This is a genomic window from Erythrobacter ani (assembly GCF_019204025.1).
Taxonomy (GTDB): Bacteria; Pseudomonadota; Alphaproteobacteria; order Sphingomonadales; family Sphingomonadaceae; genus Erythrobacter; species Erythrobacter ani.
Window position 1 is genome coordinate 374,835 of record NZ_JAGSPB010000003.1, and the last position, 14,712, is coordinate 389,546.

Here is a 14,712-nt window from a genome sequence, read left to right on the forward strand (position 1 = left end):
TGATGATCGCCAGCTGCGCGACGCTTGGCGGCAACGTCAAGGGCGACTTTTCCTGCCGCGCGCCGGAGGGAAGCTGCGCGCCAACCTCGATGATCGACGATGCCGCCACCCGCGCTTCACAGGCAGAACGGTCCGGTCATGCCTCTGCGCGAGCGCACGGGGTCGGTGATCGCGAATTGCGGATCGTCGTTGCGGGCTACCGCGACGAGGCGGGCCGCATCCACGAGGCCCGGGTCGTTCATGTCGTGCTGCCCGATCGCGCTGCCGAGCGCTGGCGCGCGCCGCGTTCGACCGGCGACGTTCTGCGCGCACTGGCGCGCCCGGCTGAAGCGGAAGGCCCGCCGCCCGCCGCCGCAGAAGCACGTCCATTCCAGCATTCCAATCCCTCCCCCCAGCAGCCTCCCGATGTCCTGGTCATCCCCTCACAGGATCTGACGGAGCTGCCCGGTGCCAAAGCGCCGGACCCCGGGGCACCTGGTCGTTCCCCCTCCCCCGGCCAGGTGCCCCACCCTGTTCTGCCCGAAGGAGAGCCCAAGTGAACCTCTCGCTATCCTCTGCGCGCGACGCGCTCCTCGCTGGCCTGTTCGGCGATGCGAAGAAAGCCGACCATGCGCAGCCGCGTTTCGCGCTCGACATGCTGTCGGACTGGCTTCCGTACCGCATCTATGACGAGGGCCCGGGGCTCTACCGGAACGCGCACTCGAAGGGCTTCATTCTCGAAGTCACCCCGCTCATCGGCGCCGATGAGCGCACCGGTGAAATCCTCGGGCAGTTCTTCTCCGAGAGCCTGCCGCAAGGCGCCTGTTTGCAGGTGCTGAACTTCGCGTCTCCGCGCATCGGCGCCATCGTCGGCCCCTGGTTCGCGCCGCGCTACGAGCAGGGCGGGATCTACGAAGCGATCGCGAAGGCCCGCACCAACCGGCTCTACGATCTCGTCTGGAAGTCGGGCTCGGCACACGCGCCGTTTCATGCGCGCCATGTGCGTCTCGTGCTGTCGCTGGGCGTTCCGGTGCCCGGAAACGTGACCGATGCAGAACTCACCGAATGCCGCGACGGGATGGCGGGGATGCTGAACTCGCTCGGCCTTGCATCGAACAGGCTCGAGCCCGCAGGCCTGCTCGCACTGGTCGACGAACTCACCTCGCCGACGACAGCGCGCGAACCCGATCTCACCCACTGGAACCGCGAGGACACGCTCGACGCGCAGGCCATCCGCCGCGATATCGAACTCGAGGTCGAGGACGACCGGCTTATCTTGCGCACCGAGCGCTTCCGCGAGACCGGGCGCTCGCGAGATGGCGTGCCTCAGGTAGGTGAATGCTATCCCGACCGCTTCGATGTGCGCCATTACGGCGTGCGCTCTACCCCTGAGCGCTGGGCACCGTGGGAATGCGCGCGGCTCATCGGCGACATGTTTACTGACAAGCTGCGCTTTCCCTGTCCCGCCGCGACAATGCTGTGCCTGCACTATCCCGACCAGGAGGCCGCCTCGGCGCGCGCCGGCTACAAGTTCATGCGCACCACCAGCCTGTCGGAGACCAAAAGCGCGCGCTTCCTGCCCAAACTGTCGGAGCAGTCGGCAGAATGGAGACACGTCCAGGCCGAACTCCAAGCGGGCAAGAAGCTCGTCAAGCTGTTCTATGGTCTCACCACGATCTCGCCGCTCGGCGAAGGCGATGCGCATGAGCGCACGGTCAAGGCGATTTACAAGGCGGCCGGATGGGACCTTGCCGACGAGCGCTTCCTCCAGCTCCAGGGCCTCGTCGCCTCGTTCCCGTTGAGCCTCGCCGATGGTCTGGTCCACGACCTTGCGCGGCTCAAACGCTTTCGAACCATGCTCTCGACCACCGCGGCCAATATCGCCCCCCTGCAGGGCGAGTATCTCGGCGGCACGATCCCGCACCTGCTGCTGCTCGGACGGCGCGGCCAGCCCTTCTTCTGGTCGCCCTTCGAGAACAAGGCGGGCAACCACAACATCGCGATTTGCGGGAAGTCGGGCTCGGGCAAGTCGGTGCTGCTGCAGGAGCTATGCGCCGCGCTGCGCGGCGCTGGCGCCAAGGTCGTGGTGATCGATGACGGCCGGAGTTTCGAGCACTCGATCAAACTTCAGGGCGGCCGCTTTGTCGAGTTCACGCTCGCCTCGGGATTCTCGCTCAACCCGTTCTCGATGGTCGACGATGCAAGGGCGCATCAAGACGAGGATTACCGGCTCGACTGCTTTGCGATGATCAAGGCGATCGTCGGCCAGATGGCGCGGCCAAGCGCCGCGCCCTCTGACACCGAACGCGGCCTCATCGATCGTGCAGTAACACAGGTCTGGAATGCGCTCGGCAGCGGCGGCGCGATCGACGATGTCGCGCATGCCCTCCATCAAAGCGAAAACGAGGCGGGCAGGGATTTGGCGACCGCGATCGCGCCTTTCTGCCGCGGCGGCAGCTATGCCGGGTTTTTCTCCGGCAAGGCGAGTTTCGCGCTCGAAGACGATTTCACCGTCTTTGAGATGAGCGACCTTGCGTCCCGCGAGGAACTGCGAAGCGTTGTCCTCTCGGCGATCATGTTCATGACCGGCCAGGCGATGACGCGCAGCTCGCGGTCCACCAAAAAGCTGCTTTTGATCGATGAAGCCTGGGCCATGCTCAAGGGTGGTTCGATGGGCGAGTTCGTCGAGACCTATGCTCGCACCGCGCGCAAGTACGGGGGTGCGCTCGCCACTGCCACCCAGTCCTTGAACGATTACTACAAATCCGACGGCGCGCGGGCCGCGCTCGAAAACAGCGACTGGATGCTGGTGCTCCAGCAGAAGCCCGAGACCATTGCCGATTTCCGCAAGGAGGCCCGGCTCGACATGGACGACCGGACCGAGACGCTGATCCGCAGCCTCAAGCGCTCGGGCACCGAGTACAGCGAGATCTACCTCAAAGGTCCCGAGATGGAAGCCGTTGGACGCCTGGTGCTCGACCCACTCTCGGCAACCATCTTCTCCTCCGATCCTGACACCTATGCCGCGATCCACCGCCATGTCGAAAACGGCATGCCGCTGGAGCGCGCAGTCGCGCTGGTCGCGGGCGTGGAAGGAGGCATGTGATGGTGCTCGAGACCACCACGCTCGTAGATCGCGTGCCGCTTCCGTCAGTCAGACAAGCCCGCGACAAGCACCGTGTGATCGACTGGCTGGCGCTGTTCCAGGGCACCTGCCTGGTGCTGATCGAAACGGCAAGCTTCGCGGCGAGCACGCTGCTGCTGGTCCTCGGCCTGCCGCTGTTCGTGTTCCTGGCTGTAGCAGGCTGGGATCTCACGGCGCTGTTCGCGCAGCTCGGCAATCTTGCCGACCATTACCGCACCGCTGAACCGGTCGCGCGCCGCTTCTTTGCCCAAGACCTCCAGATCGCATTCCTCATCGCAGCCGGCGGCCTCGCCCTGCTGCGATTGCCGGCTTTCCTGCGCCGCCTCGATCGCCGCCTCGCCGAAGGATCTCCCCGCCATGGATAAACTCAACCTCCCGCTGCGCCTGCTTGGCCCGAAACTGCTTGCCGTAGCCTTGCTCGTTGCTGCGCTCTTGTGGGGCGCGTGGCTTACCCAGCAGGTCACCAGCGCCCCCAAGCAGCGGATCGTCACGGTCCGGCTTGCCGAGACCATCGGCACCTTCGTCGAGGAGGCCGCGCGCGCCGATGCCGATCCGGCGGTCGTCCAGGCGGCAAGCCTCGCCTATCTCAAGGCCGCCGAAAGCGCCGTTGCCGACATGGGCCATGACGGCCGCGTGGTGCTGGTTGCCGAGGCCGTGCTCGCGGGCGCTGCCGACGACGCAACCTCCGAACTCGAGCAGCGCATTGCGGACAAGCTCGCCGGGGAGAAGCAGCCATGAGCCTGACCCGCACGATCCGCCGTTCGCTGCTGCTCTCGGGCCTCGTCCTGCTGCCGCTCGCCTGGGCGCCGCTCGATGCCTTCAGCAAGGACCACGCGTTCCTCATCAATGCGAGCCCGAGCCTGCCCAACTGGGCGTTCTGGCTCGACAAGCACGCGCCGATCGAACGCGGCAGCCTGATCTTCTTCGAGCCGCCGCAAAGCGAGCTGCTCGAAAGGCATTTCGGAAAAGGACCGCAGATGTTCGGCAAGCGCGTGCTTGGCATGCCGGGCGATGTCGTGCGCCACGAGGGCGATGCGGTCTTCATCAACGGGAAGCAGGTCGCGAGCCTGCTCGAGGTCACCCGCCTTGGCGTGCCGCTTACGCGCGGTCCCGAAGGCGCAATACCGGAAGGTTGCTACTACACCGGAACCGACCATCCGCGCGGGCTCGACAGCCGCTACGGCGCAATCGGGTACGTGTGTCGCGGGCAGATCCTCGGCAGCGGGAGGGCAATCCTGTGATGCGCTCCTTCCTTCCGCTCGGCGCCTTTCTCCTCGCTGCGCTCCCGGCCAGCCTGCAAGCACGAGACTACGGCCAGCGCGGCGCGGTCTTCCCCGTGATCGAGCGCGACCTGCTCGAACAGATCCATACGCGCCTCGCGCAGATGGAAAATTCGGGCGAGACCGCCCGCCTCAATCAGGAGCTCAAGCGTCGTACGATCGCCCGCGTCAACCGGCCTGATCCGGTTGCCGGCGTGATCCGCGCAAGCGCAAGCCGCCAATGGGCCTTCGATCCGACAATTACGCTTGCTGCCGATATCCGGGGCGCAAAAGGCGAGCTGATCCATGCCGCCGGAACCCGGGTCAATCCGCTCGACAGCGTCAAGCTGCGCGGCGACCTCCTGTTTCTCGACGGCGACGATCCGGCGCAGGTCGCCTGGTCGCTGAGGCAAGATGCCAATGCCAAGCTCATCCTCGTGAAAGGCGCACCGCTCGAGCTGATGAAGGCCCGCCAGCGAAGGTTCTATTTCGACCAGGGCGGCAAGCTCACCGACAAATTCGGAATTCGGGCGACGCCTGCGCGCGTGCGCCAGAACGGCCGGATGCTCGAAGTGAGCGAGATCGCGCTGCCGCCCCGGAAGGCACAGCCATGAGCAGCATCCGCGCCTTCCTGGTGCTGTTCACGGCGATGCTATCGCTGGTATTCGCATCACCGGCTTCGGCCGATGCCGGTCCGGGCAAGTGCACCGGGCAATTCGTCAACCCGATCACCGACATCTGCTGGTCGTGCCTGTTCCCGATATCGGTCGGCGGGCTCGAAATCTGGCCGAGCAATCGCCCCGATCCCGACAATCCGGACCTACCGGTGTGCCTGTGCGGGCTTCGGCCCGGCATCGCGATGGGGTTCTGGGAGCCGGTCCGGCTCGCCGATGTCAGTATGAAGCCTTGGTGCTTCGTCAACCTCGGCGGGATGAAACTCGATCCCGGCTTTGATATTGGCTTCCGCTCGATCTCGGGTCCTTCGGCGGTGGGGGGCGCAAGCCAGTATTATTCGAGCTGGCATGTCCACTGGTATGCCTATCCGCTGATCTACTGGATGGAGATCGTCGCCGATTTCCTGTGCCTCGAGCCCGGTTCGATCGACATCCTCTACATCTCCGAGATCGATCCGCTGTGGCAGGACAGCGAGCTCACCGCGATCATCAACCCCGAAGCGGTGCTCTTCGCCAACCCGCTGGCGCTTGCCGCTTGCGCTGCGGATTGCGCGGCATCGACCGCCAATTTGCCGCTCGACGAGATGTTCTGGTGCGCGGGCTGCCAGGGTTCGATGTACCCGATGAACGGCAACGTCTCGGCCTCGATCGGACATGTCCAGGCCTCGCGGCTCGTGCTCTCGCGCTTCGCCTACAAGCTCCACCGCGAACTCGTTTCGTGGGGCACGATGGGATCGAAGGGCCTGTGCGGCAAATACCTGATGCCGGTGATGCGCAAGCAGCAATACCGCTTCCAGGCCACCAATCCCAATCCGGCAACCAAGGGCCGCTTCGCCTGCCCGCCTATCGGTGCCTCCACCACCTTCCAGTCCCCCGGACAGGTCATCCCCGCCATCGGCGAAGACATGGGATACCTCGTCTGGCGCAAGAGGAATTGCTGCGCGCTATGAGAATCGCCTTCCCCCTGCTGGTCGCTATCAGCCTTGCGACCGCCGCCGCCTTTGCTGCCGCGTCTGCGCAAGAGAGTTCGCCCGAACTCGATCTTGCCGAAATCCGCGCGCGCGCCAGCGAGCATAGCGCCGATGCCGAAGCGCTCGCCACGTCGGTGAAGACAAAAGCCGATGCGCTGGCAGAGGACGCGCGCGCCGCTCAACAAACGGCCCACGCGAACCGCGCAGCCTATGCAGAAGCGGCGCAAGCGACTGCCGATACCGGCCCGCTCGATCTCGATGGCATGATCCGCGCCCAGGCCGATGCCGAAGTGGCGGCAATGGGCGAGACGCCCCGGTTCATTGCCTTTGCCTCGCTGGGAATGCCGGAACGCTCGCTCAAGGCGCTGGTTCACGATGTCGCGAGGGCGGGCGGCGTCACCGTGCTGCGCGGGTTCCCGCAAGGCGACAGCGCGCGCTTCAAGAAACGCATCGCCGCGATCTGGAGCGATGGCCATGAAGCCGGCGCGCTCGGGATCGACCCGCGCCTGTTCCGCGCCTTCGATATCGAGGTCGCTCCGAGCTTCGTGATGATCGCGAGCGACTTTGCCCCCTGCGACGGGTTCGACTGCAGCGACATCCTTCCGCCGCACGACCGCATCGCTGGCAATATCAGCGTGGCCGAAGTGCTCGACACCTTTGCTTCAGGAGGCGGTCCGGGCGCGCAGCTTGCACGTCTCCATCTCCGCCGCCTTGAAGGAGAGCGGCCATGAGGCTCACACAATCGCTTCGTCTGGGACTGCTCGCTCTTCTCGCCGTCGCCGCGCCCCTCTCCGCGCAGCAGCAGGATGCGCGGGCTGACGGCAAGGCCTTTGGCGAAAGCCTGCGCAGCGAAGCGCAGGCAGCCGCCAACTCGCAGCACGACGCATCCACCCTCCCCAATTACGATCGCAATGCCGTGCGTGACCTCGAAACGCTTGCCGACGATCCCGACCGGATCGAGAGCAATGCCGCGGCGGTGGCCACCGGGCACCAGGGCTATCGCGCGATGCGCGACAGCATCGCCAACCGCGCACGCTTCGATCCAGACGAGATCGAGGATGTGATCGCGCGCAGTCTCGCGATCAACGAGACGCCGCTTGAATACACCAGCGGCATGGATATCTCGGGCGGCCAGGGCAATTGCGTCCCGCTGCCGCCCGGCTCGGGCTCTGCGGGAACCTACACCGCGACCTGCAACACCGGCACGCGGATCGACCAGTCGGCGGGTCAATGCGCGGTGCCGCTCGTCGCCAGCGTGACGCAGCGCCAGCAATGGCATTATCTCTGCAACGACACCGGCATCTACCAGGGTCTTCCTTGGTGCTCGGCCTTCGATGGCGGCTCGTGCCGCATCACCGGCTATCGCCCCGGCCCGTGCCTCCAGTGGTGGGACAACGGGTTCAACCGCTTCTGCTCCGAGCCGGGCGATCCGATTGCCGAAATCTCCTGCAATGCGCCCGATCCTCGCTACACGCCTTATGCGGTCACCACAGACAGCACGGTCGATGCGGTTCCAGACGAGAGCCAGTGCACGGGTTTTGCCGACAATGGAGACTGCACGCTCGATGTAGAGATTTGCACCGATGCCGATCCGCAGACACGCGTGATCGACGGCGTCTCGGTGACGCGGCCCTGCTGGGAATGGCAGCGCAGCTACACCTGCACCTCGCGCGAAGCGGCGACCGATTGCTCGGACATCGAGAGCCAGGGCACCTGCCGCTTCGTCCGCGAGGAATGCCTCACCGACGAACTTCCGTGCGAGACCTGGGAGCGCATCTACGAATGCCCGTTGCCCGATACCGAGAACACCACGCAATATGTCTGCGATGGCGATGTCTATTGCATTGATGGCAGCTGCGAGACGATCGAGCGCACCGCTAATGACGAGTTCAAGGATGCAGTCACCGCGCTCCATGCGATGGACGAGGCGCGCGGGCAATTCGACCCGAACACGCTGACGCTGTTCCGGGGAACGCGCAACACCTGCTCGTCCAAGGTCTTCGGCGTGCTCAATTGCTGCAAGGGCAAGGGTTTCCCGCTCATTCCGGGGATCAGCCTGCTGGTCGCGCTCGGCTGCGACCGCGAGGAAGTGTTGCTCCACCAGCGCGATGCGCAGGGCCTGTGCGCCTTTGTGGGCACATATTGTTCAAAGAAGTTCCTTGGCGTCTGCCTGACCAAGAAGAAGGCCTATTGCTGCTTCGAGAGCAAGCTTTCGCGCATCTTGCAGGAACAGGGCCGCAAGCAGCTTCCCAAGCCCTGGGACAAGCCCAAGGAAGAACAATGCGAGGGCTTCACCCTCGACGAGTTCGCTCAGCTCGATCTTTCCCGCATGGATTTCAGCGAGGTTTATGCCGAGTTCACCGAGGCCGCGCGGCTGCCCGACGAGCTCGAGACCTCCATCCTCATCCAGCAGAAGATCGACGACTATTACGCAAGGGGCGGTCAATGACCCATCTGGACTACCTGACTGCGCTCGCACTCAGCTTCACTGCGCTCGCCGCCGCTTCGGCGCATGCCCAGGAACCTCGGGAGACGGCATCGATCACCGACGCCGACGCGCTCTACTGCGAAGAGCGAAAGCTCGGCTACTGGTTCTACTGCGTCAAACCTGTGCCCGCAGAGGAACCGCAAACGCCCGAAGCCGAACCGGTCGCGGCCAGCCAAGAACTCGATGCGATCACCTCCGAATTGCGCGAGTTGAAGGCGCGCGCGATCCTCTATCCGACCGAAGCGAATGTCGCAGCCTATATCCGTTTCCAGCGCGCGCAGCTCGACCGCGCCTCGCTGTTCTCCGATGTCTGGCAACGGGCGATCTGGCAGGACCCCGAACTCGACTACACGCTCGAACGCCCCGTCGGAGCGGTCGCCAAGAAGCAGTGGCAGGACGCCCGCAGCGCCGAGCGCGACAGCGTCATGGCACGGCTCTCCGAGCGCTACGGCCTGTTCTATTTCTTCAGCGCCACCTGCGGCCCGTGCGAAGTGATGAGCCCCATCGTCAAGGGAGTCGCCGACCGCTGGCGGATCACTGTGCGCGCCATCTCGACCGATGGCGGTCCTTCGCGCCATTTCCCGGACTACAAGGTCGAGACCAACCAGCGCGCCAGGCTCGGTCTTGAAGGCAAGGCCACCCCGGCGCTCGTGCTGTGGGACAGCGCGACCAAGCGCCCGATCCCGATCGGATACGGCGTGCTCTCGGCCGACGAGCTGCAGGACCGCATCTATCTCCTCACCTCGAAGGAAGCCGGACATGATTACTAGCATTCGCAACGCGGCGCTGACCCTCGCCGCTGCCAGCATGGTCGCATCACCCGTCGCCGCCAATGTCGGCGACAGCATGGACCGGTTCATGGACGACATGGGCGCGGCGGCCAATGTCATCGGCCCGACCGCTTTCGAAGGCCAGTCGGCGGGCTATTACAGCCTCGGCAATGTCTGGACGCGCTTCCCCCAGAAGACCACCAACGTGGCCAACCTACAGCTGCCCCGCGCCCGCGCGGGCTGCGGCGGGATCGACATCTTCGCGGGCTCCTTCTCCTTCATCAATGCGAGCGAGATGGTCGCGCTCCTGAAAGCCGTGGCGAACAACGCGGTCGGGTTCGCCTTCAGCCTCGCGATCGACACCGTTTGCCCCGAGTGCAACAAGATCATGCAGGAGTTTTCGCAGAAGGCGCAGCTCATGAACAACCTCTCGATCAACTCCTGCGAAATGGCGCAGGGGCTGGTCGGAGGCCTGTGGCCCAAGGGCGATCTCGCCGACAAGGCGATCTGCGAAGCGATCGGGAATTCCGAAGGCATCTTCACGGACTATGCCGCAGCCAAACACGGCTGCGGCACGCGCGGGCAGCGCGCCTCAACGAATGAAGGCGCCGGCGCCGACTACGCCGACATCAATCCGGGCGTGGCGCGCAACTACACCTGGCACGTTCTGAAAAAGAGCGCCTTCTTCAACCCCGGCGGCACATTCGACCGCGAGCTTGCCGAATACGCCATGACGCTGATCGGCACGGTGATCTATGTGCCGCCCAAGGACGACGAGGCAGGCAAGTTCGTGCCTTTCGCAGGCGATGCTTCATCCACCCTGGTGAGCGCACTGCTCGACGGGACGCAGGGCCAGACTGTTCGCGTTTTCCGCTGCGACGAGACCGATCTTTGCCTCAATCCCACCTTCGAGCAGATGAGCCTATCGAATGCAAAGGCCATCCGCCCGCGGGTCACGCTCCTGATCGGGAACATGGTCGATGCGATCCGGGCCGACACCGCGATCGGCAATGCCGAAAAGGAATTGCTGCAGGTCGCCTCGGTCCCCTTGTACAAGATCCTTACCGTCCAGGCCGCCTATGGGCGCGGAATGCCGACTGACGACCGCGACACGCTCGCCGAGATCGCCAGCATCGACCTGCTCTATGCCATCCTCGACCGGATCGTGTCGGAAGCCGGGCGCTCGATGGCGAGCTTCATCGCCGCCGACGAAGCCAAGCTCGCGATCTGGCGCGGCCAGGTTGCTGAGGTGCGTTCGGGGCTCGTCCAGCGACAGGCCACCGGACAGGCCAAGGTCTCCGCTATCATGCAGATCATCGAGAAAACGGCGATGATCGAGAACGCCCTTGCCGCCTCGATGTCGCCCTCGATGTCGGCAGCGCTCGACTGGTCGCGCGGGCTCCAGTCGCGCTCGATTATCCCCTGAGGCCGCGACATGGTCGAGATCTTCACAACCGGCGGCGGCGAATACATCGTCAATGTCTTGAACGCCGTCGCCGCGTGGACCGGGGCCGGTGGCTACAAGAGCCTGATCCAGGTGGCGCTGGTCATGGGCATGGCGCTTGCGGTCATTGTCGTCGCGTTCAACCAGGACTGGCGCGCCTGGCTCAACTGGTTCCTCGGCGCGACACTCATCTACATGTGCCTGATGGTGCCGCGCATGGATGTGCAGGTCACCGACCGTGTCAATCCGAGCCTCGCTCCGGCGACAGTCGCCAATGTCCCGCTCGGGCTCGCGCTCATGGCAAGCTTCACCAGTCAGGCAGGCGACTACCTTACCCGCTCCGCCGAGCTCGTCTTCGGCCTCCCCGACGATCTCAACTACTCGAAGAACGGCATGATTTATGGCGCGCGCCTGCTCGAAGCGACACGGTCCCTGCGCATTGCCGATCCCGAGTTTGCCGCCAATTTCGACGAGCATGTGCGGCAATGCGTGTTCTACGACCTGCTCCTCGGCCGCTACTCGATGAAGGAACTGTCCGAAAGCAACGATATCTGGGCGACCATTGCGCCTGGCAGTGCCGCGCGGGCACAGCGCTTCCTCACCCGGCAGGCGGACGATAGCGTCACGGCCACGATCATCACCTGCCGCGAAGCATACACTGCGCTCTCCAACCAGTGGGCCGGGCTTATTGATGAGATGACACGGGTCGCCGGGCGCCAGCTCTACCCCCGGCAGACCGAGGCGCTCGCGAAGGCCAAGCTCATCGCAGACCTGCCGATTGCCTATCAATACCTCACCGGCGTCTCGAAGGATGCAAGCAGCATCTTCCGCCAGGTTCTGACCATCAACGCCATGAACCAGGCGATGCATGGCTTCGCCGGAGCTAGCGGTGCATCGAGCGTCGATGTGTTCGCGCAGACCCGCGCCGACATCCAAACCGAACGGACCTATTCCTCGATCGCGCACAACGCGATGAAATGGGTCCCGATCCTCAATGTCGTCCTGACGGTCGTATTCTACGCGCTTTTTCCGGTGCTCTTCCCACTGTTCCTGATGCCCAAGACCGGACCGATCGCTCTCAGAGGATACGTCACGGGCTTCTTCTATCTGGCAGCTTGGGGGCCGCTGTTCGTCATCCTGCACATGATCCTGATGCTCAAGGGCGCGAGCGATGTGGCGGCAGCGGGCGGCGCGACCGGTCTCAGCCTCGCGACCTTCTCCGGCATGACCGACGTCAACAACGATATCGGGATCCTGGCCGGCTACCTCGTCGCATCGATACCGTTCCTTGCAGGCGGCGTCGCCAGGGGCGCGCTCGCAATATCGGGCCAGGCAACCAGCTACCTCAATCCGAGCCAGAACGCGGCAGAAGAGGCGGCGCGCGAAGCGAGCACCGGCAATATTTCGCTCGGCAATTCCAGCCTTGAGAACTCGAACGTGTTTTCGCGCCAGTTTGCGCAAGCCAGCCTTGCTCCCAACATTGGCTACGGCGCCGCGCAGACGCGAACGACGGGCGAAAACGGCACCCAAACCACCGGCTTCCCGCAGGCCGAGTTCGCGACTGTGCCGACCTCGAGCTATCCGTTCACACCAACGCTAGGGCAGGACTTCTCGAGCCGGCTTGCGACCATGGCGAGCCAGAGCCGCGGCCAGAGCGAGACATTCTCGAACCTTGCCCAGCAATCGACGAGCTCGGCTGTCACCCGCTTCAGCGAGTTGCGCGATGCCTACACCCGCTCGCGCTCGAACGAGAGCGTCAGTGGCACGTCAACGAGCGACAGCATCGGCAGCGCCTTCAGCGAAGTCGACAACGCCTCGAAAACACTCCAGCAGCAGTTCGGGCTGTCGCGCCGCGCGGCCGACGACATTACTGTGTCCTGGTTCCTGAACGGGGATGCCGGTCTCGGGGTCAAAGGAGAACGAGGCTCGATCAAGGGCACCCTCGGGTTAAAGGGTGGTCGGAACCAGACCTGGACTGACAGTGATATCGGGATCGCCTCCGAGGATCGCTCGCGCATCATGGGCGCGCTGAGCCAGATCTCGGACAGTCGCAGCTGGTCGAGCACGCGCGAAGGCTTCCTGCGTGAAACGAGTTCGAGTTCGGAGGCGCTGGTGTCAAGCAGCTCGGCCGGGATCACCACGTCGATCACCGAAGCGCAGAGCTACACCCGCGAAGCGCGCCGAGCCGAGGAGATCGCCAGCCGCCTCGAGAACCAAGCAAGCTGGTACGAAAGTGCCAATGCCGCAGGCACGCTCAACCTCAGCCAGGCCTATCGCGAATGGGGCATGGCGGAGATCGATGGTAACCGCGACTACTATGGGCCGGTGCGCTTCGACGACATCGATTTCCAGATGAGTGCGCGGGGCCAGAAACTCCAGGCGCGGTTCGTCGAAAGCTATGCGAACCAGCTCAATGCCGAGATCGCGGATGACCTGGCTCTGCCGCCCTTTGCGTCCGTCGCTCGACCCGCTGTGAGCAGCGCAGATGGCGTGCGGGGATCGGTACGGCTTGGCGGGGTACCAGGGAGCCTTGGCGCCCCCTCAAGCGAGCGTGAAGACATCGCCCGGAATGTAGGTCGGGTCCAACAACAAGGGGACCGGCGGATCGGGACCGTCAAAGGATACCTCGATGGCAAGACTCGCGATGCCAAGGGAGCCTCGGCTGAGGCGGCCGACGATGTGAAGGAATGGTAGCTCAGATCAGCCCGTCGTAGATGATCACATAGATCAAAAAGGCGAGGAACAGGACCCCGAACAGGATCAATCCAAGCTTGCCCCACGGGTCAGCCCAGGTCTTTTTCCAGGTGTAGGAAGTGAGACGGTTCTCGGCGATGGCCCGATCTACTTCGCGGAAGCCCTCCCAGCCCTCCTTGCCGCCCGGGGGTGTGTCGTCTGGATCGTTCATCGCTCATTCTCCTTCACAAGAAGGGAGCCGCCCTCTCCTCTTCTCAGCCCCATCTTGTTGCTGAGAAAATAGCCGAAAATCATCGGAAAAGCGAGCACGGTATCTTGGCTTGCAGGCCCGAAAATGAAAGGAGTTGGCATGGCAGGAAGATCACCTCAGAATAATGTCTTCGATTTTCACGCAGGAGTTCTCCGACAGAAGCAAGGCAAACGGCGCGGCCTTGCGCTGCTTGTTGCCGGAGGCTTACTCGTTGGCATTCTGGGCGGCATTCTTGGCATCTACTGGCCTTTTGGTTCGGCGATCGCTGAGGCACGAACCAAGCACAGCTTTGCCGTTTGCGGCATGGTCAGACGCACTTGTGTCATCGATGGCGACACGATCTGGCTCGAAGGCGTGAAGATCAGGATCGCGGATATCGACACGCCTGAAATTTCGCAGCCAAGATGCGATATCGAATACGATCTCGGCATAAGGGCACGCGACAGGTTGGTGGTTCTGCTCAATCAGGGAGAGTTCTCCGCCGTTCCAATCGGTAATCGAGACGAAGACCAGTACGGTCGTAAGCTCCGTGTCCTGATGCGCGATGGCCGCTCGATCGGCGACCAATTGGTCGCGGAAGGACTAGCACGAACCTGGTCCGGACGCAGGGAGCCATGGTGCTGATGCGCATCTGGCCGGACAGTGACGATCCCTTGCCGGGCAACGAGCGGGAATGGAAATTGAAGCTCGAAGCATGGCTGCTGGGTATTCCGATTGTCCTTATGCTCATCGCAGGCATCGGGTCACTCTTCTGATGCTCACCCGTGATCAGGAGCTTTGGGGCATGGCGCTGTGGGTGGATAAGCACCATGGCGACGCCGGAGGTGAATTCATTGCGTCGAAGATCGATCAGCTATACCAGGCCGGCGAGCAGGACGGGGCAAGACTTTGGCAGAATGTTGCCCGTCGCTATGAGCAACTTGTCGAGCGCAGGACCTATTCCTGATAGAACCTTGAGGATCTCTAGCGTCGACTGACTGCAGATAGGCTTCCAGCCGTTCAAGCGTTCGTCGACGCGGCCTTCGCCCTTGCCTGAGA

Annotated in this window: 16 protein-coding genes; 15 read left to right on the plus strand and 1 reads right to left on the minus strand. The window is 63.9% G+C overall.

Going from position 1 to position 14,712, the window contains the following annotated elements:
• Nucleotides 1-2 precede the first annotated feature (2 nt).
• The 12 genes from KCG45_RS14640 to KCG45_RS14695 are packed head-to-tail and all read left to right on the plus strand — an operon-like array spanning nt 3 to nt 13,424.
• A complete protein-coding gene (locus tag KCG45_RS14640; RefSeq protein WP_011413828.1) occupies nt 3-539 on the plus strand; it encodes a hypothetical protein in 537 nt (178 codons plus the stop codon).
• Nucleotides 536-3,085 carry a type IV secretion system protein TraC gene (traC, locus tag KCG45_RS14645; protein WP_218317979.1) on the plus strand — a complete coding sequence of 850 codons (2,550 nt, stop codon included), beginning with the start codon at nt 536-538 and terminating at the stop codon, nt 3,083-3,085. The genes KCG45_RS14640 and traC overlap by 4 nt, the downstream gene beginning before the upstream one ends.
• Nucleotides 3,085-3,489 carry a hypothetical protein gene (locus tag KCG45_RS14650; RefSeq protein ID WP_137678734.1) on the plus strand — a complete coding sequence of 135 codons (405 nt, stop codon included), beginning with the start codon at nt 3,085-3,087 and terminating at the stop codon, nt 3,487-3,489. Before traC ends, KCG45_RS14650 begins: the two co-directional genes overlap by 1 nt.
• Complete coding sequence (locus KCG45_RS14655) at nt 3,482-3,862, plus strand: TrbI F-type domain-containing protein (protein ID WP_066769759.1); 381 nt, start codon at nt 3,482-3,484, stop codon at nt 3,860-3,862. The genes KCG45_RS14650 and KCG45_RS14655 overlap by 8 nt, the downstream gene beginning before the upstream one ends.
• Nucleotides 3,859-4,365, plus strand: coding sequence for a S26 family signal peptidase (locus KCG45_RS14660; protein WP_066769751.1), 507 nt, complete (start codon nt 3,859-3,861; stop codon nt 4,363-4,365). Before KCG45_RS14655 ends, KCG45_RS14660 begins: the two co-directional genes overlap by 4 nt.
• A complete protein-coding gene (gene traW, locus KCG45_RS14665) occupies nt 4,365-4,997 on the plus strand; it encodes a type-F conjugative transfer system protein TraW (protein WP_218317980.1) in 633 nt (210 codons plus the stop codon). Before KCG45_RS14660 ends, traW begins: the two co-directional genes overlap by 1 nt.
• Entirely contained in the window at nt 4,994-6,007 is a 1,014-nt protein-coding gene (gene traU, locus KCG45_RS14670) for a conjugal transfer pilus assembly protein TraU (RefSeq protein WP_137678738.1), read from the plus strand. Before traW ends, traU begins: the two co-directional genes overlap by 4 nt.
• Nucleotides 6,004-6,759 (plus strand): type-F conjugative transfer system pilin assembly protein TrbC, encoded by a 756-nt coding sequence (gene trbC, locus KCG45_RS14675; RefSeq protein ID WP_137678739.1) that lies wholly within the window; start codon nt 6,004-6,006, stop codon nt 6,757-6,759. The genes traU and trbC overlap by 4 nt, the downstream gene beginning before the upstream one ends.
• The gene (locus tag KCG45_RS14680) at nt 6,756-8,477 is read left to right on the plus strand and encodes a conjugal transfer protein TraN (protein WP_137678740.1); all 1,722 of its coding nucleotides are present in this window, start codon (nt 6,756-6,758) and stop codon (nt 8,475-8,477) included. The genes trbC and KCG45_RS14680 overlap by 4 nt, the downstream gene beginning before the upstream one ends.
• Entirely contained in the window at nt 8,474-9,286 is an 813-nt protein-coding gene (locus tag KCG45_RS14685) for a conjugal transfer protein TraF (protein ID WP_152434334.1), read from the plus strand. Before KCG45_RS14680 ends, KCG45_RS14685 begins: the two co-directional genes overlap by 4 nt.
• A complete protein-coding gene (locus tag KCG45_RS14690; RefSeq protein WP_152434333.1) occupies nt 9,276-10,712 on the plus strand; it encodes a conjugal transfer protein TraH in 1,437 nt (478 codons plus the stop codon). The genes KCG45_RS14685 and KCG45_RS14690 overlap by 11 nt, the downstream gene beginning before the upstream one ends.
• A 9-nt stretch (nt 10,713-10,721) precedes the next feature.
• Nucleotides 10,722-13,424 carry a conjugal transfer protein TraG N-terminal domain-containing protein gene (locus KCG45_RS14695; protein ID WP_137675986.1) on the plus strand — a complete coding sequence of 901 codons (2,703 nt, stop codon included), beginning with the start codon at nt 10,722-10,724 and terminating at the stop codon, nt 13,422-13,424.
• A gap of 1 nt (nt 13,425) precedes the next feature.
• Here the strand turns inward: KCG45_RS14695 and KCG45_RS14700 are convergent, their stop codons facing one another.
• Complete coding sequence (locus tag KCG45_RS14700) at nt 13,426-13,635, minus strand: hypothetical protein (RefSeq protein WP_137675987.1); 210 nt, start codon at nt 13,633-13,635, stop codon at nt 13,426-13,428.
• Between the two features lie 123 nt (nt 13,636-13,758).
• On the opposite strand from KCG45_RS14700, the gene KCG45_RS15520 reads away from it, so the two are divergent.
• From KCG45_RS15520 to KCG45_RS14710, 3 genes are read left to right on the plus strand one after another with little or no spacing between them, the layout of a single operon-like run.
• Nucleotides 13,759-14,298, plus strand: coding sequence for a thermonuclease family protein (locus tag KCG45_RS15520; RefSeq protein ID WP_240048789.1), 540 nt, complete (start codon nt 13,759-13,761; stop codon nt 14,296-14,298).
• On the plus strand, nt 14,298-14,429 hold the full coding sequence (locus KCG45_RS15525) for a hypothetical protein (RefSeq protein ID WP_255478505.1): 132 nt from the start codon (nt 14,298-14,300) through the stop codon (nt 14,427-14,429). Before KCG45_RS15520 ends, KCG45_RS15525 begins: the two co-directional genes overlap by 1 nt.
• Nucleotides 14,429-14,620, plus strand: a complete 192-nt coding sequence (locus tag KCG45_RS14710) for a DUF6961 family protein (protein ID WP_137675988.1) — start codon at nt 14,429-14,431, stop codon at nt 14,618-14,620. The genes KCG45_RS15525 and KCG45_RS14710 overlap by 1 nt, the downstream gene beginning before the upstream one ends.
• Nucleotides 14,621-14,712 lie beyond the last annotated feature (92 nt).

Coding starts and splice junctions, on each gene's coding strand:
- KCG45_RS14640 (WP_011413828.1), top strand. CDS start 3: ATGATCGCCAGCTGCGCGACGCTTGGCGGCAACGTCAAGGGCGACTTT.
- KCG45_RS14710 (WP_137675988.1), top strand. CDS start 14,429: ATGCTCACCCGTGATCAGGAGCTTTGGGGCATGGCGCTGTGGGTGGAT.
- traW (WP_218317980.1), top strand. CDS start 4,365: ATGCGCTCCTTCCTTCCGCTCGGCGCCTTTCTCCTCGCTGCGCTCCCG.
- KCG45_RS14685 (WP_152434334.1), top strand. CDS start 8,474: ATGACCCATCTGGACTACCTGACTGCGCTCGCACTCAGCTTCACTGCG.
- KCG45_RS15520 (WP_240048789.1), top strand. CDS start 13,759: ATGAAAGGAGTTGGCATGGCAGGAAGATCACCTCAGAATAATGTCTTC.
- trbC (WP_137678739.1), top strand. CDS start 6,004: ATGAGAATCGCCTTCCCCCTGCTGGTCGCTATCAGCCTTGCGACCGCC.
- KCG45_RS14695 (WP_137675986.1), top strand. CDS start 10,722: ATGGTCGAGATCTTCACAACCGGCGGCGGCGAATACATCGTCAATGTC.
- KCG45_RS14660 (WP_066769751.1), top strand. CDS start 3,859: ATGAGCCTGACCCGCACGATCCGCCGTTCGCTGCTGCTCTCGGGCCTC.
- KCG45_RS15525 (WP_255478505.1), top strand. CDS start 14,298: ATGCGCATCTGGCCGGACAGTGACGATCCCTTGCCGGGCAACGAGCGG.
- traU (WP_137678738.1), top strand. CDS start 4,994: ATGAGCAGCATCCGCGCCTTCCTGGTGCTGTTCACGGCGATGCTATCG.
- KCG45_RS14680 (WP_137678740.1), top strand. CDS start 6,756: ATGAGGCTCACACAATCGCTTCGTCTGGGACTGCTCGCTCTTCTCGCC.
- KCG45_RS14650 (WP_137678734.1), top strand. CDS start 3,085: ATGGTGCTCGAGACCACCACGCTCGTAGATCGCGTGCCGCTTCCGTCA.
- KCG45_RS14655 (WP_066769759.1), top strand. CDS start 3,482: ATGGATAAACTCAACCTCCCGCTGCGCCTGCTTGGCCCGAAACTGCTT.
- KCG45_RS14700 (WP_137675987.1), bottom strand. CDS start 13,635: ATGAACGATCCAGACGACACACCCCCGGGCGGCAAGGAGGGCTGGGAG.
- KCG45_RS14690 (WP_152434333.1), top strand. CDS start 9,276: ATGATTACTAGCATTCGCAACGCGGCGCTGACCCTCGCCGCTGCCAGC.